This window comes from Commensalibacter sp. M0268 (assembly GCF_016101925.1).
Classification (GTDB): domain Bacteria; phylum Pseudomonadota; class Alphaproteobacteria; order Acetobacterales; family Acetobacteraceae; genus Commensalibacter; species Commensalibacter melissae.
Map to the genome: position 1 here is coordinate 419,732 of NZ_JACFPQ010000002.1, position 21,010 is coordinate 440,741.

Annotated in this window: 16 protein-coding genes; 15 read left to right on the forward strand and 1 reads right to left on the reverse strand. The window is 38.9% G+C overall.

Features of this window, described 5'->3' with window-relative positions:
- The first annotated feature begins 2 nt into the window (after nt 1-2).
- From nuoG to panB, 15 genes are all read left to right on the forward strand, one after another.
- Entirely contained in the window at nt 3-2,066 is a 2,064-nt protein-coding gene (nuoG, locus tag H3R28_RS05295; RefSeq protein ID WP_198209965.1) for an NADH-quinone oxidoreductase subunit NuoG, read from the forward strand.
- Between the two features lie 4 nt (nt 2,067-2,070).
- Nucleotides 2,071-3,096, forward strand: coding sequence for an NADH-quinone oxidoreductase subunit NuoH (nuoH, locus tag H3R28_RS05300; protein WP_122123501.1), 1,026 nt, complete (start codon nt 2,071-2,073; stop codon nt 3,094-3,096).
- Nucleotides 3,096-3,584: an NADH-quinone oxidoreductase subunit NuoI gene (gene nuoI / locus H3R28_RS05305; RefSeq protein ID WP_155566732.1), complete on the forward strand. Its 489-nt coding sequence runs from the start codon at nt 3,096-3,098 to the stop codon at nt 3,582-3,584. Before nuoH ends, nuoI begins: the two co-directional genes overlap by 1 nt.
- Before the next feature lie 76 nt (nt 3,585-3,660).
- Nucleotides 3,661-4,395, forward strand: coding sequence for an NADH-quinone oxidoreductase subunit J (locus H3R28_RS05310; RefSeq protein ID WP_198209967.1), 735 nt, complete (start codon nt 3,661-3,663; stop codon nt 4,393-4,395).
- Nucleotides 4,392-4,712: an NADH-quinone oxidoreductase subunit NuoK gene (gene nuoK, locus H3R28_RS05315; RefSeq protein WP_110438948.1), complete on the forward strand. Its 321-nt coding sequence runs from the start codon at nt 4,392-4,394 to the stop codon at nt 4,710-4,712. The genes H3R28_RS05310 and nuoK overlap by 4 nt, the downstream gene beginning before the upstream one ends.
- 4 nt (nt 4,713-4,716) lie before the next feature.
- On the forward strand, nt 4,717-6,654 hold the full coding sequence (gene nuoL / locus H3R28_RS05320; RefSeq protein WP_198209969.1) for an NADH-quinone oxidoreductase subunit L: 1,938 nt from the start codon (nt 4,717-4,719) through the stop codon (nt 6,652-6,654).
- A 26-nt stretch (nt 6,655-6,680) separates the two neighbouring features.
- Entirely contained in the window at nt 6,681-8,105 is a 1,425-nt protein-coding gene (nuoN, locus tag H3R28_RS05325; protein ID WP_198209971.1) for an NADH-quinone oxidoreductase subunit NuoN, read from the forward strand.
- An 18-nt stretch (nt 8,106-8,123) separates the two neighbouring features.
- Entirely contained in the window at nt 8,124-8,879 is a 756-nt protein-coding gene (locus H3R28_RS05330) for a biotin--[acetyl-CoA-carboxylase] ligase (protein ID WP_198209972.1), read from the forward strand.
- Nucleotides 8,880-8,882: 3 nt separating this feature from the next.
- Nucleotides 8,883-9,653 carry a type III pantothenate kinase gene (locus tag H3R28_RS05335; protein WP_198209974.1) on the forward strand — a complete coding sequence of 257 codons (771 nt, stop codon included), beginning with the start codon at nt 8,883-8,885 and terminating at the stop codon, nt 9,651-9,653.
- A 23-nt stretch (nt 9,654-9,676) separates the two neighbouring features.
- Nucleotides 9,677-11,320, forward strand: coding sequence for a ribonuclease J (locus H3R28_RS05340; RefSeq protein WP_155566737.1), 1,644 nt, complete (start codon nt 9,677-9,679; stop codon nt 11,318-11,320).
- 71 nt (nt 11,321-11,391) lie between these two features.
- Nucleotides 11,392-12,714: a proline--tRNA ligase gene (gene proS, locus H3R28_RS05345; protein WP_155565370.1), complete on the forward strand. Its 1,323-nt coding sequence runs from the start codon at nt 11,392-11,394 to the stop codon at nt 12,712-12,714.
- A 7-nt stretch (nt 12,715-12,721) separates the two neighbouring features.
- Nucleotides 12,722-13,981 (forward strand): lipoprotein-releasing ABC transporter permease subunit, encoded by a 1,260-nt coding sequence (locus H3R28_RS05350; RefSeq protein WP_198209976.1) that lies wholly within the window; start codon nt 12,722-12,724, stop codon nt 13,979-13,981.
- Complete coding sequence (locus tag H3R28_RS05355; RefSeq protein ID WP_198209978.1) at nt 13,974-14,663, forward strand: ABC transporter ATP-binding protein; 690 nt, start codon at nt 13,974-13,976, stop codon at nt 14,661-14,663. Before H3R28_RS05350 ends, H3R28_RS05355 begins: the two co-directional genes overlap by 8 nt.
- A gap of 16 nt (nt 14,664-14,679) precedes the next feature.
- Nucleotides 14,680-18,111, forward strand: a complete 3,432-nt coding sequence (gene dnaE / locus H3R28_RS05360) for a DNA polymerase III subunit alpha (protein WP_198209980.1) — start codon at nt 14,680-14,682, stop codon at nt 18,109-18,111.
- A gap of 126 nt (nt 18,112-18,237) precedes the next feature.
- Complete coding sequence (gene panB, locus H3R28_RS05365) at nt 18,238-19,050, forward strand: 3-methyl-2-oxobutanoate hydroxymethyltransferase (protein ID WP_198209982.1); 813 nt, start codon at nt 18,238-18,240, stop codon at nt 19,048-19,050.
- Between the two features lie 76 nt (nt 19,051-19,126).
- On the opposite strand, the gene htpG is transcribed toward panB, so the two are convergent.
- Nucleotides 19,127-20,968 carry a molecular chaperone HtpG gene (gene htpG, locus H3R28_RS05370; protein WP_198209984.1) on the reverse strand — a complete coding sequence of 614 codons (1,842 nt, stop codon included), beginning with the start codon at nt 20,966-20,968 and terminating at the stop codon, nt 19,127-19,129.
- Nucleotides 20,969-21,010 lie beyond the last annotated feature (42 nt).

A 21,010-nucleotide genomic window follows, 5' to 3' on the forward strand; every position in this document is an offset into this window, starting at 1 on the left:
TTATGGTAAAAGTTATCGTTGATGGTATTCCTGTGGATGTTCCCAATGGTTCTTCAGTATTACAGGCCTGTGAGGCAGCAGGAAAAGAAATCCCTCGTTTTTGTTATCATGAAAAACTTTCTGTGGCTGGAAACTGCAGAATGTGTATGGTTGAGATAACCGGTTCTCGTAAACCTCTGGTTTCATCATGCTCACAGCCAGTAATGAATGGAATGCAGGTTTTGACCGACACAGAAATGGTCAGGGCAGCGCGTCGCAGTACGATGGAATTGTTATTAATCAATCATCCCTTGGATTGTCCTATTTGCGACCAGGGTGGTGAATGTGATTTACAGGACCAGGCACTAGGTTATGGACGTGAATGTTCACGATTCAGGGATGAAAAAAGGGCAGTTACTGATAAATATCTCGGACCGTTGGTTCGCACTGTCATGACACGTTGCATTCAATGTACACGTTGTATTCGTTTTATGAATGAAATCGCTGGTACGGCAGAACTTGGCGGAATCAACCGGGGTACCAATCTTGAAATCACCCCTTTTCTTGAAGAGGGTATCAATACAGAACTTTCCGGAAATCTTATTGATGTTTGCCCTGTTGGGGCTTTAACGGCCAAACCAACCGCGTTTCGTTACCGTTCGTGGGAACTGAAAAATACTGATTCAATTGATGTGATGGATTCTGTGGGAACGAATATAACTTTACAAGTGCGAGGAAGTGAGGTTTTAAGAATTCTCCCCCGTCAAAATGATGATGTTAATGAAAGTTGGCTTGCTGATAAGGGTCGTTTCTCTCTGGATGGTTTGAAACGGCGACGTCTGGATCGACCATGGATAAAAAAAGAAGGCAAACTTGTCGAAGCTTCATGGGATGAGGTAATCCAGGTTGTTTCCCAAAAATTAAAATCTACCAAAAAAGAGCGTATAGGCGTCATTGCAGGCGATTTATGTGATGCAGAAAGCATGTTTGCATTAAAAAATTTGATGAACGATCTTGGGGTCAGCAATTTAGATTGTCGTCAAGATGGGGCATATTACGATACCTCTTATCGTGGACATTATGTTTTCAATAGTACGATTGCAGGAATTGAGCAGGCTGATGCTTTATTGATGATAGGTGCTTTTCCACGTCAAGAGGCACCTGTTTTGAATGCCCGTATTCGTAAAAGATGGTTATCTCTTACCGAACAATTCCCAATTGCATTTATAGGTGAACTTATTGATGATCCTACGTATAAAATTGAGAATTTAGGAGAGGATCCAACTTTAATTGATTCATTGTTACGAAATGAGCTTGCCTTTAACGAAATTTTGAATAATGCGAAACGCCCAATGATTATTATTGGACATGGGGCATTGGTTCGTGAAGATGCAAAATTAATATTTGAAAAAACCTTGGCTTTGGCTCATAAAATTGGCGCCGTAACCGAAAATTGGAATGGATTCAATGTCCTTCATCATGCAGCCGCTCGTGTTGCGGGTCTGGATATGGAATTTTATCCTAAATCGGATTCACAAGATGCACGCTCGATGGTTACGGGTGGCACAGATCTTTTGTGGTTGCTTGATGCAGATGAAATTGATCTTTCAAAATTGGCTGCCGATTGCTTTGTGATTTATCAGGGACATCATGGAGATCAGTCTGCCAAAGGTGCTGATATTATTTTACCTGGAGCTGCTTATACAGAAAAATCAGGTACTTATGTTAATACTGAAGGCAGAATTCAGCAGGGTAACAGGGCGATTTTACCTCCTGGAAATGCCAAGGAAGATTGGAAAATTATTTCAGAAATTGCCCAATCAATGAATATTGATCTTCCTTATTCCAATTTATATGAGTTAAGAACTTGCCTGGCACAGTCCTATCCTGTATTTAAGGAAAAGGGAGTAGTTAGAAACCAGATGTGTTCTTCCATAAATATTTCAGAAAAAAACATTGAAAAACAATCTTTTAGGGCGATTATTTCAGATTATTTCTTAACGAATTCAATCAGTAGAGCCAGCCTCACAATGCATGAATGTTCAAAAACACGTGCTGCCAATTCATCGGCAAAAGCTGCGGAGTGATATCATGGAACATTTCTTTTTTCATACATTACTCGGATCAGTTATCCTGATTATATTAAAAACACTGGCACTATTGGTTCCAGTGCTTGTCGGTGTCGCTTATCTGACTTGGTTGGAACGTAAAGTTTTGGCTGCAATTATGCTTCGTAAAGGTCCGAATGTTGTTGGTCCTTTCGGTTTGTTGCAACCCTTTGCTGATGCGGTTAAAATGATTTTTAAGGAAACGATCATTCCTGCCAAGGCAAATCGGGTCTTGTTTTTTGTCGCGCCAATTCTGGTCTTTACATTGTCCCTATTCGCATGGGCGGTAATTCCCGTGAATGATGGTTGGGCTGTTGCAAATCTTAATATTGGTATCCTTTACCTATTGGCGATTTCCTCCTTGGGTGTTTACGGAACTTTGTTGGCCGGCTGGGCTTCGAATTCGAAATACTCTTTATTGGGGGCCATGCGTGCCACGGCACAGATGATATCATATGAAGTCTCAATTGGACTTGTTATCGTTTCCGTACTGTTGCTTGTTGGCAGTGCAAATATGAACGATATTGTCCTGGCACAAAAACATGTCTGGTTTTTCCTGCCAATGTTTCCCATGTTCATTATTTTCTTTATTTCATGTTTAGCTGAAACCAATCGTCCACCTTTTGATTTTTCAGTTGGTGAAAGTGAACTGGTGGCAGGTTTTTTTGTGGAATATTCCTCAATGGCCTTCGGATTATTTTTTCTGGCCGAATATGGTAACATGATTTTGATGTCTGCAATTACCAGCATCATATTTTTAGGTGGATGGTTGCCACCCTTTGATTGTGTGCCGTTTACCTGGATACCTGCACCTTTCTGGATGATAATTAAAGTTTTATTTTGTCTATTCTGTTTTATATGGGTAAGAAGCGCGTTTCCAAGATACCGTTATGATCAGTTAATGCGATTAGGCTGGAAAATATTCTTACCCTTTTCATTAATATGGGTTGTGCTTACCGCTGCGTTTGTAATGGTAACCGGCGTAGGGATATATGGAGGAGCTGGTTAATGGGTTTTATTGATAGAACCGCACGGTCTTTTTTATTATCAGAATTGTTGACTGGACTGGGAATAACACTACGTTATTTCTTCAAACCGAAGGCAACAATCAATTATCCTTATGAAAAAAGTCCTCTTTCACCACGGTTTAGAGGGGAGCATGCCTTGCGTCGTTATGCCAATGGAGAAGAGCGTTGCATTGCGTGCAAATTGTGTGAGGCAACGTGTCCAGCAGAAGCAATTACCATTGAGGCTGAAGAGCGGAATGATGGTTCGAGAAGAACTACTCGGTATGATATAGATATGACAAAATGCATCTATTGCGGGTTATGTCAGGAAGCATGTCCTGTTGACGCGATTGTTCAAGGACCCAATTACGAATTCGCCACTGAAACCCGGGAAGAGTTGATGTACAACAAAAGCAAATTATTGTCCAATGGGGATCAATGGGAAAGTGCCTTGGCATTAAGACTGGAGCAGGATGCTCCATATCGGTGAGGCAGGAAACATTTAAAATGAATAAATTAATTTATATATCGGGTCTTATAAAGATCTTTGATCAGGAATTAGGATAATGACACCGATTATTCTTTTCTATATTTTCGCAATAATTTTGCTTCTATCAGCATTGATGGTTGTTTTTGCTCGAAATTCAGTTCATGCTGCCCTGTTTCTAATTCTTGCATTCTGTAATGCCGCTGGATTATTCATGCTGGCCGGTGCCGAATTTTTGGCTATACTTTTGATAGCCATATATGCTGGTGCAGTCATGGTTCTGTTTATGTTTATTGTAATGACAATGCAAATAGAGCTGGTCCAGTTAAAGGAAGGAATGCAACGTTACATGCCTGTGGGTTGTATCATTGCTTTTATTCTTGTCGTTGAATTTATTATGATTGCCATCCATTGGCATATTGATCCTGAATTGATAGGCAAGAGTCAAAATTCTGCGTTGTATGATATTCCGAATACCAAAGCATTGGGGGGTATTTTATATACGCATTATGTTTTGTTATTCCAGATTTGTGGATTAATCCTGCTTGTTGCAATGATCGGGGCAATTGTCTTGACCCTGCATAAAAATCCTAAAAACCGTAGACAGAACATTATGCGCCAACATATGCGCGAACCGAGCCAAACTCTGGAAATTCGTGATGTGCCCTTGAATAAAAGCATTCAGGATATTGGCGGTTTCCTTCGTCCCAAAGAGACTTATTATGGTGTTGCACAAGAGGATTCCTTCGGTCCAAAACCTGGTGATAAAACCGATATTACTGAAAAAAGACAACAAAGGGAGCAAATGAAATGAATATTTTAAATTCTGTAGGGCTTGCTCCCTATATGATTGTCAGTGGTATTTTATTTTCAATTGGTCTGTTTGGTATTTTTGCCAATCGGAAGAATTTAATTGTTATATTGATGTCTATTGAATTGATGCTTTTATCTGCAAATCTTAATTTAATTGCATTCTCTTCTTTATATAGCAATTTAACAGGGCAGATTATGGTTATGTTTAGCCTTACAGTCGCCGCTGCAGAATCTGCCATCGGACTTGCCATCATTATGGTATTTTATCGTAATCGTCGGTCGGTGGAAGTGCAAGATACGATGATGATGAAGGGGTAAAGATATGACATCATCATTATTTATTACAGCTGTTATCTCACCCTTGGCTGGTTTTTTATGCGCAGGGTTAATGGGGCGGATAATCGGTGATTCATTTGCGAAGTTTATTTCTATTCTTGGAATGTCCATATCGGTTACATGTGCATGGCTTGTAACTTGGCAATTTTTTGCCAATCATATGGATAGTCAAGTTGTTCATTTCATGGAGTGGATTAATGCCGGTAATTTTCACATTAATTGGTATTTGAAACTGGACAGTTTGTCTGTCGCCATGTTGACAATGGTATCAAGCATATCCTTGTTAATCCATATCTATAGTATGGGATACATGTCGCATGACACGATGCCAACTTATCGTTTTTTTGCATATTTATCTTTATTTACATTCAGTATGATTGCCTTGATTACCTCTAATAATCTGGTTCAATTGTTTTTTGGCTGGGAAGGGGTAGGGTTATGCAGTTATTTACTTATTGGATACTGGTATATGCGTCCAGCAGCTATATCAGCCGCAATCAAGGCTTTTGTTGTAAATCGTATTGCGGATCTATTTTTTCTCATTGGTATTAGTTTGCTTTTTATTACGACCGGTTCGGTTTTTTATAATGAAATATTTCAAAAATTACCTGATTTAGTTCAACTGCATTATCATTTATTGGGTTTTGATTTCCAGATATATGAATTTATTGCATTTCTGCTATTTGTCGGGGCCATGGGAAAATCTGCCCAATTGTTTTTTCATGTATGGTTACCGGATGCAATGGAAGGACCAACGCCAGTTTCCGCACTTATTCATGCCGCAACTATGGTGACAGCAGGTGTATTCTTGATGGCAAGAATGTCACCCCTGGTTGAATTGGCTCCACATGTTAAGATATTCATTATTGTTATAGGATCATTAACAGCATTATTTGCCGGTTCTGTTGCTTTAGTACAATCAGATATTAAGAAATCCATTGCTTATTCAACCTGTTCTCAGCTTGGATATATGTTTGTCGCAGTTGGTGTGGGAACCTATCAAATTGCAGTATTCCATTTAACGACACACGCTTTTTTCAAGGCATTGTTGTTTCTTTGTGCGGGATCAGTGATTATCGCGCTTCATGATGAACAGGATATGTTCAAGATGGGTGGATTGTATAAAAAATTACCTTTGACTTGCATATTGATGTGGATAGGCTGTCTAGCATTGGGTGGAATATATCCATTTGCAGGTTACTGGTCAAAAGACGCCATTCTGGAAGCTGTTTGGGCAACCCAATCTTCCTTGGGATATGCGGCTTGGGTTGTATTGTTATTAACTGCGTTTCTTACAAGCCTATATAGCTGGCGGATGTTGTTTCTTGTGTTCCATGGAAAACCAAAACATAAGGAAAATTATGATCATGCAAAAGAATCTCCTTTCTCTATGACTTTACCCATGATCATACTTGGTGTTTCATCAATTATTGGAGGCATTATCCTATATCCTTATTATATAGGTTCTCAACAAGTTATATTTTGGGATGGGTCAATTGTTAATGTTTCAGATAATTTGCATATGATTATTGAACAACATACACCTGCAATTATTGCATCAATGCCACTTATACTTGGTATACTGGGTATTTTAATCGCTTATTTATGTTATATTGTTAATCCGAATATCCCTATATCATTAGCTCAGTCAATGAAGGGGTTTTACCGTTTTCTATTAAATGCATGGTATTTTGATAAACTTTACGATGTAATAATTATCCGTCCTTATGCAGCTTTGTCTAAGGCATTATGGAAAATTGGTGAAAAAGATATTATCCAGGAATTTCCTGTCATACTGGCGCAATTTACAAATCGTTCTGCCAAAGGGATATCCTGGATTCAAAATGGTTCTTTTGCTTTATATGCTTTTACCATGGCAATTGGGTTGGTGGTTATCGTCGCCACTTTCCTGATCTATCAATGATATTAAGTTAAGTCAGGATAAATCCGATGAATTGGACGCTTGCTATTCCAGAAATTGTATTAACAATTGGTGGTCTTATTATATTGTTATTCGGGGCGCTGCAAAAAGAGGAAAATTCCTTTTTTCCCTCTGCCATTTTTTCCACGGCAATATTTATTGCCGCGGGATTTTTAACGTTAACCAATGCAAATGGGTTGGCATATTACGGGTTATTTGTAAATGATGAATTTTCCCGTTACATGAAATTGCTGGTTCTTATTGCAGGTTTATTAACAATTATTTTGTCCTTGGATTTTAATAAAAAAAATAAAACAACATATTTTGAATTTATAGCGTTGATCATTTTTTCCACGGTCGGTGCAATGGTTATGGTCTCCTCCAATAATCTTATGAGCTTGTATCTTGGACTGGAGTTATCTTCGTTATCTTTATATATTTTATGTGCAATTGATCGTAACAATCCGTTATCATCTGAATCTGGGATAAAATATTTCATTTTGGGATCAGTCGCGTCTGCAATTTTACTTTATGGTATTTCAATGCTTTATGGCGCAGCTGGAAGTATGGAATATAACAATGTTCATAAAGCCATCGCAGCGGCAAATTATAATAATACGGGTTTTGTCGTGGGACTGGTTTTTGTTTTAATCGGAATATGCTTTAAAATTTCTGCAGTACCTTTTCATATGTGGACACCGGATGTTTACCAAGGTGCTCCAACGCCTGTTACAACCTTTCTTTCGACGTCGCCAAAATTTGCAGCTTTTGCATTATTTTTACGGTTAATGTCGGGGCCTTTTGGAACCCTATCCTATCAATGGCAGTTTTTGATTGAAGTTATATCATTGTTATCCATAATTATTGGAAGTATTGGTGCTATATCTCAATTAAATATTAAAAGAATGATGGCTTATTCTTCAGTTGCACATATGGGATATGCAATGGTTGGATTAGCCGCAGGAAATTCAAATGGTGTTTTGGGAACTATCATTTACTTGACAACTTATCTTTTCATGAATGTCGGAACTTTTGCCGTGATTACATCTATGACGCGAAAAGGTAAGGTTGTAGAAAACATAAATGATTTGGCTGGACTTGGTAAAAGTGATCCGGGCATAGCAGTTGCTATGGCAATTTTCATGTTTAGTATGGCAGGTGTTCCGCCACTTGCAGGATTCTTTGGTAAATTTATGGTTTTTTGGGCAGCTATTCAGGTGCATTTATATGTACTTGCAACAGTTGGAATTGTTGCCAGCGTTTTAAGTGCTTTTTTCTATCTTAGGATTGTCAAGATCATCTTCATGGACAGATCTCATGGACAACTTGATCATCGTTCATTATCAATTTCTTTTATGTCCTTTGGTATGAGCGCGTTAACGGTAATTTTTATCATATTTATGGGTCCAATGATGCATGTTGGACGCATTGCAGCTAAATCTTTGTTTAATTAATCATTCAAGTGTCTAAACGTGGAAAAAAGAAGGTTCTGGAAATTTGAACATTATTCCACGTTATCGTCTACCAATGATTACTGCATTGAGATTGCCAGATTAGGAAATAAAACCGATCTGGCTGTTTTGGCTGACTCTCAGTCATCACCACGGGGAAGCCGTGGGCGCAAATGGATCGAACCTCAGGGTAATTTAGCTTTTTCTTTATTATATTGGCCAAGATCATCGAATATAAAATTGAATTGGATTCCATTTGTTGCAGCATTATCTCTTTATGATGCTGTAAGATTTTACAGCAAAGTTGATCATGAATTATTTATTAAATGGCCTAATGATCTATTGTTTAAAAACAGGAAAATTGGTGGAATTCTAATTGAAAGCAATATTTCCAAGACCAGCCAATTAGAATGGTTGGTTATGGGTTTTGGTGTCAATATCAATAGTTATCCTGATTTGAATAGAAAATTGGGTTGTTTAAAAGATTTTGTCATTAAACCACCCTTAGCAAAAGAGTTATCAGAGAAAATTATATATTATTTTGATTACTGGATAAATTTTTTAACAAATGATCAGGAAAAAGTTATACGTGAGGCATGGATAGAGAAATCAATACCTTTAAATTCAAAATTAACTGTAAATTTACAGCAAAATAGTTGGGAAGGAATTTATTGTGGTATTGATGAACATGGGTTACTATTATTACAAACTGTAAAAGAAATGCGAAGTTTCTCTACGGGTGAAGTTTTTTGGTTAGATAATTCTCAGGATTGTTAAAGCGTGTTAATGGTCATTGATGCGGGCAATACCAATGTTGTATTTGCTATACATAATGGTGAAAAATGGGTGGGTTCATGGCGAATGAGTACTATTCCCAACCATACATCAGATGAATACGCCGCGACATTATTTATTTTACTGCAAGCACGTGGGATAAAAACTCATCAGATTGACAACATTATCATTGGTACTGTTGTTCCTCCGATTTTATATCAATTGAGATTATTGTGTCGACAATGGTTTGGCGTCGAACCTCTTATCGCTTCATCTGATCTGGATTGGGGATTCAAAATTTTAATTGATAATCCTCATGAAGTGGGTGTTGATCGTTTGCTAAATGGCCTAGCAGCTCATACTCTATTTGGGGGTCCTTTAATTGTTGTGGATCTAGGGACAGCCACAACATTTGATGTTATTGATGAAAAAGGAAATTATTGCGGAGGAATTATTTCACCCGGTCTCACTTTATCTTTGGAATCTCTACATAAAGCCGCAGCTCGATTACCAAAGATCGGTATAACGAAACCCATTTCCGTAATAGGTAAAGAAACAGTTAACGCAATGCGATCAGGTATATATTGGGGATATATAGGTCTTATTGAGGGTATCATAAAAAGGATTGGAGCCGAAGCTAATTGTTCCTATCGCGTTATAGGAACAGGCGGATTGGCATCCTTATTGGCAGAAGGTACCGATATTTTTGAAAAAATTAGTCTGGAATTAACGTTAGAAGGATTAAGATTGCTTGCAAATCGTAATAAAACATCATAGTAAAAATAATAAAAAGGATAAACATGAATGAAACTGCAAACGATTTTGCCTTTCTTCCCTTAGGAGGAACAGGTGAAATTGGTATGAATTTTAATTTATATCGTCTTAATGGGTCATGGCTTGCATTTGATTGTGGCATTGGTTTTAGTGGTAACGACATGCCGGAAGCCGATATTCTGGTGCCTGATCCTGAGTTCATTATTCGATATAAAGATAGTTTGTTAGGATTGGTTATCACTCACGCACATGAAGATCATATCGGTGCGATAACATATCTTTGGGAAGCATTGGAGTGTCCAATCTATGCAACGTCGTTTGCCGCTTCAATTATTAGAAGAAAATTGAGAGAGGCTAACTTACTGAATGATGTCACAATTCATCTGATTGATATTGGAGCCCGTATCAGAATTGGGGAATTTGATCTGGAATTTATACCTGTAACGCATTCTATACCTGAAGCGCAAAGTGTTGTAATTCGCACTCCTTATGGAACAGTATTACATACAGGTGACTGGAAATTCGATCCTGATCCTGTAATAGGTCATCCAACAAATCTTTCAAAATTTGCCGAGATAGGTGATGAAGGTGTTTTGGCAATGATTTGTGATAGTACGAATGCGATTGTCAGACGTGCGCCTGAATCAGAGGGTGCCGTCAGAAAAAGCATGGTTGATCTTATTGCCAATATCAGGGGAAGAGTTGCAGTAACTTGTTTCGCAAGTAATGTCTCAAGGATCGAGACGATTGCTTATGCAGCAAAACAGGCAAATCGCCCTGTGGTAATTATTGGCCGCTCTTTGCAGAATATTGAAATTGCAGCACGTGAAAATGGATATTTTCGTGATATTCCTCCGTTTTATACGGAACAGAATATGAATGAAATTGATCAGGAAAATGTTGTATTCATTATTACGGGAAGTCAAGGTGAGGAAAGATCAGCCTTAACCCGTATTTCCTATGATACACATCAACATATATCTTTTGGTGTTGGAGATACTGTTATTTACAGCAGTCGTACAATTCCCGGTAATGAATTGGCAATCATGCGTGTACAGGATAATCTGGTGCGTCGCGGGGTCAGGGTAATAACATCCGTAGATCATTTGGTTCATGTTTCAGGACATGCCAGTCATGATGAAGTTACAGAATTATATAAACTGGTAAAACCAAAATACGGCATTCCTGTTCATGGTGAGTGGGTTCATTTGAATGCACAGGCGGAAATTGCAAAATCTTGTAACTCTGAACCTATCCTGCTGGAGGATGGAGATATCATTCAATTGGCACCAGGACCAACCAAAATTGTAAATAGTGTACCTTATGGCCGCTTGACAGTTGATGGAAACAGGCTTTTATCCATAGATGGGAACGTATTGGCGGCACGTCGACGCATGCTTTATAACGGTGTTATTGTTGCAAGTTTTGCAGTGGATGATGAGGGTATGTTGTTGAGTGATCCAAATATAAGCGCGCCCGGTTTACTGGATCAGTATGATGATTGTGATCTGATTATTGATAATTTTGCCGATGCAATTGAACAATTGCCAAGAACAGTTCGGTTGAATGACGAAGAATTAATTGACAAATCGAAATCAATACTAAGACGTATTCTAGGGCGTAAGCTTGGTAAAAAACCGCTTATCGAGGTTCACGTCATACGGTTGTGATATTCTATTGATATTGAGTAATATTGATCGATTGTAATGTTTCATAAAAATATGGTTTTAATAGGATAAATATGCGTCTATCGTCCAGTTTTCTTCCAACTTTAAAAGAAGATCCAGCTGAAGCTCAAATTATCTCTCATCGTCTCATGTTAAGAACAGGGATGGTTCGGCAAATGTCTTCTGGCATTTATGCATGGCTGCCCTTGGGCTTGAGAGTTCTTGACAATATATCGAGAATTGTGAGGGAAGAACAAAATGCTATCAATGCACAGGAAGTTTTGATGCCAACTTTGCAATCGGCGGATTTATGGAAACGTTCTGGGCGTTATGATGCTTATGGACCGGAAATGCTTCGTATTGTTGATCGTCACAAACGTGATCTTTTATATGGTCCCACGAATGAAGAAATGATAACCGATATATTTGGACAATTTATAAAGTCCTATAAAGAGCTTCCACAGCTTTTATACCAAATTCAGTGGAAATTCAGGGATGAAATTCGTCCACGTTTCGGCGTGATGCGCGGGCGGGAATTCTATATGAAAGATGGATACAGTTTTGATCTTAATTATGAAGATGCTGTTGTAACCTATCATAAAATGATGCTTTCTTATCTCAGGACATTTCAAAGAATTGGTGTAAAAGCAATTCCAATGTTGGCTGATACAGGTCCGATAGGCGGGGACTTAAGCCATGAATTTATTATTCTGGCACCTACGGGTGAAAGCGGGATCTATTTTGATTCTGATTTCACGGAACAGAACTGGCTTGAAATGCCGGTTGATATAAATGATAAGGAATCCTTGGCCGCTTTCTTCCAACGTATGACACGATTTTATGCCGCCACTGATGAAAAACATGATCAGAATGAATGGCAAAAAGTTCCAGAATCCAGACGCTGTGAAGGGCGTGGAATTGAGGTAGGTCAAATCTTCTATTTTGGTACAAAATATACAGAGGCAATGAATGTTTCTGTGATAGGACCTGATAGTTACAAAATAAATCCTCATATGGGTTCTTACGGTATTGGGGTTTCCCGTCTTGTCGGGGCAATAATTGAATCATCACATGATGATCAGGGGATAATATGGCCAGATGCTATTGCTCCTTTCAAAGCCGTGATTATTAATTTGGGATTGAAGAATCAAGCTTGTAAGGATGCTTGTGAAGCATTGTATAAAATGGATCAAGAACAGTTTTTATATGATGATCGTGATGAACGGGCTGGAGTGAAATTTGCAGATGCTGATTTGATGGGGCACCCTTGGCAAATTATTATCGGTCCAAGAGGGATAGGTAATAATGTTGTCGAAATTAAACGTCGTGAAACCGGCGAAAGAACGGAAGTATCTATAGAACAGGTGATGAATTATATTTCCTCTTATCAAAGGTAATGGATTTATGTTTGGCTCTTTTGAAAGAATGGTTGCAAAACGATATCTTCGTGCAAGAAAAGGCGAGCGTTTTGTTTCAATAATAGCTATTTTTTCATTAATAGGAATAGCCTTGGGTGTTGGAACATTAATAGTCGTCATGGCTGTCATGAATGGTTTCAAGGCTGATTTATTGGGACGTATACTAGGCTTGAATGGAGATTTGAGTGTATACAGTCAATCTTATGATGGGCCAACCTCTTTAAGGGGATATAATAATTTATCCAACAGAATTGAACAAATGTCCTATATTACATCAGCCATTCCCTTTATTGAAGGACAAGTGTTGATAAATGCTGGAAATTTCAACTCTGGTGGAATGGTTAGGGGAATGACAGCTTCTGGTTTGAAAAAACTTAAAGTCATTAGCAAAACTCTCGATCCAACAGTTTTGAAACAATTTCAAGGCGATGATGTCATCATTATTGGTGAAACTCTTGCTGAGCAAGCAAATCTGGGAGTTGGTTCAAGGTTAACTTTAATTTCACCTAAAGGGTCCGCAACAGTAATGGGTAATATTCCCAGAATCAAATCCTATAGAATTATTGGTATTTTTGATTCTGGTATGCATGAATATAATTCCAGTTATGTTTTTTTACCGATGCGGGCAGCACAGAAATATTTTCAGCTTAATGATGAGGTAACAGGGATCCAGATATTCTCGAATGATTCAACCCATATTCAAGCTGTTACGCATCAACTTGAGAATTCGTTTAGAAATGATAATCTGAAATTTGTCGATTGGACTCAGAGCAACAATGCTTTTTTTGGAGCAGTGCAAGTTGAACAGAATGTGATGTTTCTTATTCTGGCGTTAATTATCTTGGTTGCTGCTTTTAATGTCATATCCTCTTTGATTATGATGGTCAAGGATAAAACACGTGATATTGCCATACTTAGAACCATGGGGGCATCACGTGGTGCGATAATGCGGATATTCCTGATGTGCGGGGCATCTGTTGGGGTAACAGGAACACTGATAGGAACTGTATTGGGAATTTTATTTTGTAAAAATATAGAACATATACGTCAGGGTTTGCAAAAAATCACGGGAACAAATCTATTTAATCCTGAGGTTTATTATCTTGAACATTTGCCGGCTAAGTTAGATTGGTCAGATGTGATACAGGTTGTGTCAATGGCTCTGTTTCTTTCTTTACTGGCGACATTATACCCATCTTGGAAAGCAGCAAAAACGGATCCAGTTGAGGCATTGAGAAATGAATAATCAAGTTGTCCTTCAGTTAGATAAAATTTCACATGCCTATAAAAGTGGTGATGAGAACCTTCAAATTTTGCACAATGCTGATTTTACGCTCAATCATGGTGAAATTGTTGCCCTGATTGCTCCTTCTGGTACGGGTAAATCAACCTTGTTGCATATTGCAGGATTGCTTGAAAAACCCCAAAAGGGCGAAATTATTATTCAAGGTCGAAAATCATCCAGATTGAATGATCGGGAAAGAACGCAATTAAGATTAAATTCAATAGGATTTGTTTATCAGTTTCATCATTTGCTTGCTGAATTTACTGCCTTGGAAAATGTTTTGATACCACAATTGATAGCAAGGAGTTCTAAAACGAAAGCGGTAAATATAGGTAGGGATTGGTTAAAGAAATTTGGTCTTGGTCATCGTGTCGATCATTACCCAGGAAAGTTGTCTGGTGGAGAGAAACAGCGGGTTGCAATTGCACGGGCTTTGGTAAATTCACCAAAAATTCTATTGGCGGATGAACCAACGGGAAATTTAGATGAAAAGAATTCCGAGCATGTTTTTAATTTGCTGTTACAGGTTGTACGTAGTGAAGGTTTGACAGCTTTGATCGTTACTCATAATCATTGCCTAGCCACCAAAATGGATCGGGTTGTTACCTTGCATGAGGGCAAAATAATTCCTTTTCATTTATAATAAGGTATAAAAATAGATGTCTCTTGCCTCTTTTATCCATCTTCGTAGCCATTCTGCATATTCACTAAGTCAGGGGGCTATTCGCATACCTCAAATGGTTAAGCTGGCCAAGACAATGAACATGCCAGCTATCGCAATTACGGATACAGGAAATCTGTTTGGGGCATTAGAATTTTCAAAAACCTGTGTTGAAGCAGGCATACAGCCGATTATCGGGTCCCAGATCGGTATTCCCGTTTTAGGTGAGCAACCGCGTCATATTACAAATTGGCCAATTGTTTTGTTGGCTCAAAATGATATTGGATTGTTGAATCTACAATTTCTTTCATCAGAAGGTTTTCTAAATGGAGATCCATCGGATCCCTTTGTCAATATAGATACAATATGTGAACATTCAGAGGGTTTGATTCTTTTGACTGGTGGAACACGGGGGCCTATATTTCAATTATTATCTGAGGGTCAGGAAAAGCATGCATCCATGTTGCTTGAACAGTTTGCAAAAGCGTTTCCAAAGCGTCTGGCTGTTGAATTGCAACGTCATAATCTGGCTGAGGAAAAATCGGTTGAGCCAGGTTTAATCGATCTGGCAGACCGGTATGGCTTACCCCTTGTAGCAACAAATGAATGTTTTTTTCCGACTCCTGAAATGTACGAAGCGCACGATGCGCTAATTTGTATTGCGCAGGGATGCACTGTTGATATACAGGATCGTTGGAGAGTTACACCTGAACACTGGTTCAAGCCTCCGGAAATGATGTGTAATCTGTTTTCGGATCTTCCTGAAGCATGCAGTAACACGATTGAAATCGCAAAACGGTGTGCAGTGAAAATAGAAACAAGAAAACCGATGCTGCCACATAGTAGAAAAATCAAGGCGGGGACAACGGCCGAGGATACGCTTGAACATATGGCAAAAACAGGTCTGGAAAAACGTTTGATATCCATATGCGATCTTACACAAGATCATCGCCAGAAATATGTAGATCGTCTTGATTACGAAATAAATATTATCAAGAATATGGGGTTTTCAGGTTATTTTCTTATAGTTGCTGATTTTATTCAGTGGGCCAAGGAACATGATATTCCTGTCGGACCGGGAAGGGGATCTGGGGCAGGATCCTTGGTGGCCTGGGCATTGACGATTACTGATTTGGATCCTTTGCGCTTTAATTTGCTGTTTGAGCGCTTTTTAAATCCTGAACGTATTTCAATGCCGGATTTTGATATCGATTTTTGTCAAGACCGGCGAGATGAAGTCATTGAATATGTAAGACAAGCCTATGGAACCAATCAGGTGGCACAGATTATAACTTTCGGAAAATTGGCTGCGCGTGCTGCTGTTCGTGATGTTGGTCGTGTTCTTGGATTTCCTTTCGGAATGGTCAATAAGGTTGCTGAACTCATTCCAAATAATCCCGCCCATCCAGTTACCTTGAAACAGGCCATTGAAACTGAACCTAGATTGCAGGAAATGCAGGCAACAGATGAAAATATACATCGTCTTTTACAAGTGGCTTTGCAGTTGGAGGGATTATACCGTCATGCAGGTACGCATGCAGCGGGTGTGGTTATAGGGGATCGTCCGCTGGTTGAACTTGTGCCACTTTATCGTGATCCGAAAAGTGATATGCTTGTTACGCAATATAATATGAAATTTGTCGAACAAGTTGGGTTGGTTAAATTTGACTTTTTAGGATTAACCACCCTGACGATTTTGCAGCGAGCTGTTAAAATGCTGGAAAAGTTGGGACAACATATTGATCTGTCGAAAATTCCGCTTGATGATACCCTGACTTATGAAATGTTGAGTCGAGGTGAATCCGGAGGCGTTTTTCAATTTGAAGGCGCCGGAATGCGTGATGTTTTGCGTCAAATGCAGCCCAGTCGTATAGAGGATCTGATTGCCGCTGTCGCTTTGTACCGACCAGGCCCGATGGCCAATATTCCCGATTATTGTCGACGTAAGCATGGAGAGGAATGGCAATCACCGCATGAAAAAATAAGGGATATTCTTGAAGAGACTTATGGCATCATGGTCTATCAAGAACAGGTCATGCAAATTGCCCAGAGATTGGCTAATTATAGTCTTGGAGGGGCGGATCTCTTACGTCGAGCAATGGGTAAGAAAATTCGTTCCGAAATGGATAAGCAGCGTGAGATTTTTACTGAAGGTGCAACTAAAAATGGTATTGATCGGCAAAAAGCGATAGAGATATTTGATTTGATGGCGCGGTTTGCTGATTATGGGTTCAATAAATCCCACGCTGCTGCTTATGCTCTGGTTTCTTATCAGACAGCATGGATGAAAGCGAATTATCCAGTGGCTTTTTTTGCCGCATGTATGTCACTGGCACGAGAAAAAACGGATAAGTTAGCCATTCTTCGACAAGAGGCCAAAAGAATTGGTATTTCTGTCTTGCCTCCTGATATCAACAAATCCGGTGCTGATTTTGAAATTGAGAAACAACCTGATGGCAGTTTGGCTATACGCTATGCATTAGCTGCGGTTAAAAGAGCGGGTTTTAGCGCCATGGAAGCCTTGGTTCATGATCGGGATGGTCGAGATTTCAAAAATCTTGCAGATTTTGCCGAACGCATTGATTATCAGAATTTAAATAAGGGCCAACTTGAAAATCTTGCCAAGGCGGGTGTTTTTGATTCAATCGAAAATAACAGACATAAGGTTTTTGCATCAGCCGAAGTGATTTTACGGAGAGCCCATGCACGAAAAGAGGAAAAAGCAAGTGGCCAAATTGGATTATTTCAAAATGCCACGGCACAAATGACAGAACCGTTAAAAATTAACAGTGTGGCTGAATGGCCCGAAATTGAACGGTTAACTTTGGAAGCTGAGGCAATAGGCTATCATATGACAGCCCACCCACTAGATTCGTTTAGGGCTTTACTGATCAAATTGGGAATACAACCGATAAATAATCTCGAAACAATTGCTCGTTCCGGTGAGGGAAGAATTAAACTTGCAGGCTGTATATTAAATTGTAAGGAACGTCCTACCCGTAAAGGAACCAAAATGGCTTGGGTTGGATTATCGGATAAAACTGGAGCCTGTGAGATAACTTTTTTTTCTGAAAGTTTGAACCGTTTCCGTGATTTGCTTGTGACTGGTAAAATGGTTATCGTAACGGTTGATTTAAGATTGGATGCAGAAAATTTGCGTATAACGGCAAATCACGTGGAAGATCTTGAAATATCGATATCGGGTTTGGTCAAGGAACTCAAAATATGGATTGATGACGTCCAAGCTGTAGAAACAATTTCAAAATTGTTGGAAAATACGCAGAAAGGCAATGGTAAAATCATTTTAATTCCCAATCTTGTTCAGCAACAAGAGGTGGAAATTTTATTACCAGGATACTATAATGTATCACCCGTTCTCGCACAGCATATCAAAGTGATCAATGGCGTTGAAAAAGTAGATCAATTCTAAAAAATAAAAAATTATAATAAAGTTTTTTGAAATAATTTGTTAATCGGGCTAGTTAAAACATCATAAAATAAATAGTCATTAATATTTTACAATAGGTTTAATCAGTTATAAATCATAGAGATTTGAATGATAGAGAATAAGATCAAAAGAATTACTGTTCCCCAGATATCGGCGAAAAAAAATAAGGAACCAATTGTTTCCTTGACCGCCTATACTGCTTCAGTTGCACAAATTGTGGATCCTCATGTTGATTTGATACTCGTGGGTGATTCACTCGGGATGGTCATATACGGATTTGACACGACTTTGGCTGTGACAGTTGAAATGATGATCGAACATGGCAAGGCTGTTATGCGTGGATCAAAAAATGCATGTGTGATGGTTGATTTACCTTTCGCCTCCTATCAGGAAAATCCGCAGCAGGCCTTTAGGAACGCAGCACGCATATTGCAGGAAACGGGTGCAGCAGCAGTGAAACTCGAAGGTGGGGAGGAAATGGCTGAAACCGTTGAATTTCTTGTCAAAAGAGGTATACCTGTTTGTGGACATGTTGGATTGATGCCGCAAGCTGTTCAAACCATGGGTGGGTTTAAAATTGCAGGAAAAAACACCAAACAAATTGAAAAAGTCATGCGGGATAGTAATGCTATTGCCAAAGCAGGTGCTTTTGCAATTGTTTTGGAGGGAGTGGTTGAATCAGTGGCAAAAACAATTACTGAACAATTATCAATACCTACAATTGGAATAGGTGCTTCTCCAGCCTGTGATGGTCAAGTCTTGGTATGTGATGATATTTTTGGTGTTTTTCAGGGATTTAAACCAAAATTTGTTAAACGGTATGCCCAAATTGGTCAAACAATGGAAGAGGCAGTCAAATCATATGCCATGGAAGTCAGATCCAGAACGTTTCCAAACGCTGAATTCTGTTTTGAAAAATAGACCAAATATTTCTTGTTTAAGGTTTTGAAAAAGGCGAGCATTCATTGATGCATCGCCATTTTTAATATATATAAGATTATGCTAATGCGGCTGCAATACGTTTTGCAAATAATGTTGGATCAGATGGCATTTCCCCATCCTGTATTTTTGCAAGATCAAGCAGTATAAAAGCAGCTTCATCTATATTCTCACCTGAATTTACCTTCTTGATTAAAGATTTGATTAAATTATGATTAGGATTAATTTCCAGAACAGGTGGGGCTGAAGGAATTGAGCGATCATTACGACGCATTAAACGTTGCATCTGTAAATCGGGACCGTCCTCTTTTGCAGCCAAAATTACAGGACTGTCAACAAGGCGTGTCGTCATGCGAGCATCCGTAATTTTGTCTTTCAAACTTTCCATCAAAGTTTTTAAAAGTTTTTCTTCTTCCTCGCTGTTTGATCTTTCCTCCTTTCCCATAAGTTTATCGAGATCTTCCTTGGCACGGGTAATGCTGCGTAAAGGTTTTTCCTCAAATTTTCCAAATCGATCAGGCCAGAAAGCATCCACGGGATCAGTGAATAATAGGACCTCGATTCCTTGTGCCTTGAAACCTTCAAGATGAGGTGAGGTTTTTAAGACTTCAAGGGAATCTCCAGCCAAGAAATAGATGGCCTCCTGATTTTCTTTCATACGTTCCACATAGTCGGAAAGACTTGTCAAACCATCAACGGTAGATGAATAGAATCTTGAGATTTTGGCAATTGTATCATTGTTTTCATTGGGTTCCCAAAGTCCTTCTTTAAGAATTGCCCCGAAAAGTTCCCAAAATTTTGTATATTTTTCTTTATCTTCCGAAAGTTTTTTTAATTCACTTATCACACGGTTAACAAGGTTCTTACGAATACGTGCAAGAACGGGAGTGTTTTGTAGCATTTCCCTAGATACATTTAGGGGAAGATCTTCAGTATCCACAATCCCCTGAATGAAACGTAACCAAGGTGGAAGCATGTCCGCTTCATCAGTAATAAACATACGGCGTACATGCAATCTTACCTTGCTTTTTCTTTCTTGATCAACTGGTGCGAATGGAGAAACCATTCCGGGAATAAATAACAAAGAAGTGAATTCAATCACGCCTTCAGCATGCCATAAAAGCGTAGCCAGTGGTTTGTCAAATAAATGGGTTACATGACGATAGAATTCATCTAGTTGTTCATCGGAAATATCGCCACGTGGTTTTGTCCAGATTGCTTGACCTTCATTGGCGGATGTTTCTTTGTCATCCTGTTTAATCGTAATGGGCCAGGCAATATGATCTGCCCATTTACGGATAATATTCTCCAGTCGCATGCTTTCCAAATATTCTTCAGCATCTTTTTTAATATGAAGAATAACATCTGTACCAGGTGTATTTCTTGTTGAGGAAGCGATACTATACTTGCCTTTACCTTCAGAGTTCCATGCCCAGGCTTCATCCGATCCGGCACGTCGTGAAATCACCTCAACTTTATCCGCCACCATGAAGGCTGAATAAAATCCAACACCAAATTGACCGATGAGGTTAACACGATCTTCGGGTTTGGCATCCTTGAGCTGTTTTTCAAACGTTCTTGTTCCTGATTTTGCAATGGTTCCGAGATTTTGGATCATCTCATCCTTACTCATACCGAGACCATCATCACTGATCGTTAATAAATTTCCCTTTTTATCAACGGTTAAAATTATTTGGGGTTTATCGGGCAAGGCAACTGTTTGATTGGTAAGCGATTCAAAACGTCTTCTATCCAATGCATCTGCAGAGTTGGCAATTAATTCTCTTAAAAAAATTTCTCTCTCTGAATAAAGTGCATGAACAACCAGATCCATAAGGCGTTCAACTTCTGCACTAAAATTGTGTTGTTCTTCAGCATGCGTAGATGTTGCATCACTCATTTTCACTTGTAAGCCTTTATCATATTTATGGGTTAAAATTAA

What these genes read in the sequence shown, in the direction of transcription:
- nuoL (WP_198209969.1), top strand. Translation starts at nt 4,717, where the DNA reads ATGACATCATCATTATTTATTACAGCTGTTATCTCACCCTTGGCTGGT.
- dnaE (WP_198209980.1), top strand. Translation starts at nt 14,680, where the DNA reads ATGTCTCTTGCCTCTTTTATCCATCTTCGTAGCCATTCTGCATATTCA.
- H3R28_RS05310 (WP_198209967.1), top strand. Translation starts at nt 3,661, where the DNA reads ATGACACCGATTATTCTTTTCTATATTTTCGCAATAATTTTGCTTCTA.
- proS (WP_155565370.1), top strand. Translation starts at nt 11,392, where the DNA reads ATGCGTCTATCGTCCAGTTTTCTTCCAACTTTAAAAGAAGATCCAGCT.
- nuoH (WP_122123501.1), top strand. Translation starts at nt 2,071, where the DNA reads ATGGAACATTTCTTTTTTCATACATTACTCGGATCAGTTATCCTGATT.
- nuoK (WP_110438948.1), top strand. Translation starts at nt 4,392, where the DNA reads ATGAATATTTTAAATTCTGTAGGGCTTGCTCCCTATATGATTGTCAGT.
- nuoG (WP_198209965.1), top strand. Translation starts at nt 3, where the DNA reads ATGGTAAAAGTTATCGTTGATGGTATTCCTGTGGATGTTCCCAATGGT.
- nuoN (WP_198209971.1), top strand. Translation starts at nt 6,681, where the DNA reads ATGAATTGGACGCTTGCTATTCCAGAAATTGTATTAACAATTGGTGGT.
- nuoI (WP_155566732.1), top strand. Translation starts at nt 3,096, where the DNA reads ATGGGTTTTATTGATAGAACCGCACGGTCTTTTTTATTATCAGAATTG.
- H3R28_RS05350 (WP_198209976.1), top strand. Translation starts at nt 12,722, where the DNA reads ATGTTTGGCTCTTTTGAAAGAATGGTTGCAAAACGATATCTTCGTGCA.
- H3R28_RS05340 (WP_155566737.1), top strand. Translation starts at nt 9,677, where the DNA reads ATGAATGAAACTGCAAACGATTTTGCCTTTCTTCCCTTAGGAGGAACA.
- panB (WP_198209982.1), top strand. Translation starts at nt 18,238, where the DNA reads ATGATAGAGAATAAGATCAAAAGAATTACTGTTCCCCAGATATCGGCG.
- htpG (WP_198209984.1), bottom strand. Translation starts at nt 20,968, where the DNA reads ATGAGTGATGCAACATCTACGCATGCTGAAGAACAACACAATTTTAGT.
- H3R28_RS05355 (WP_198209978.1), top strand. Translation starts at nt 13,974, where the DNA reads ATGAATAATCAAGTTGTCCTTCAGTTAGATAAAATTTCACATGCCTAT.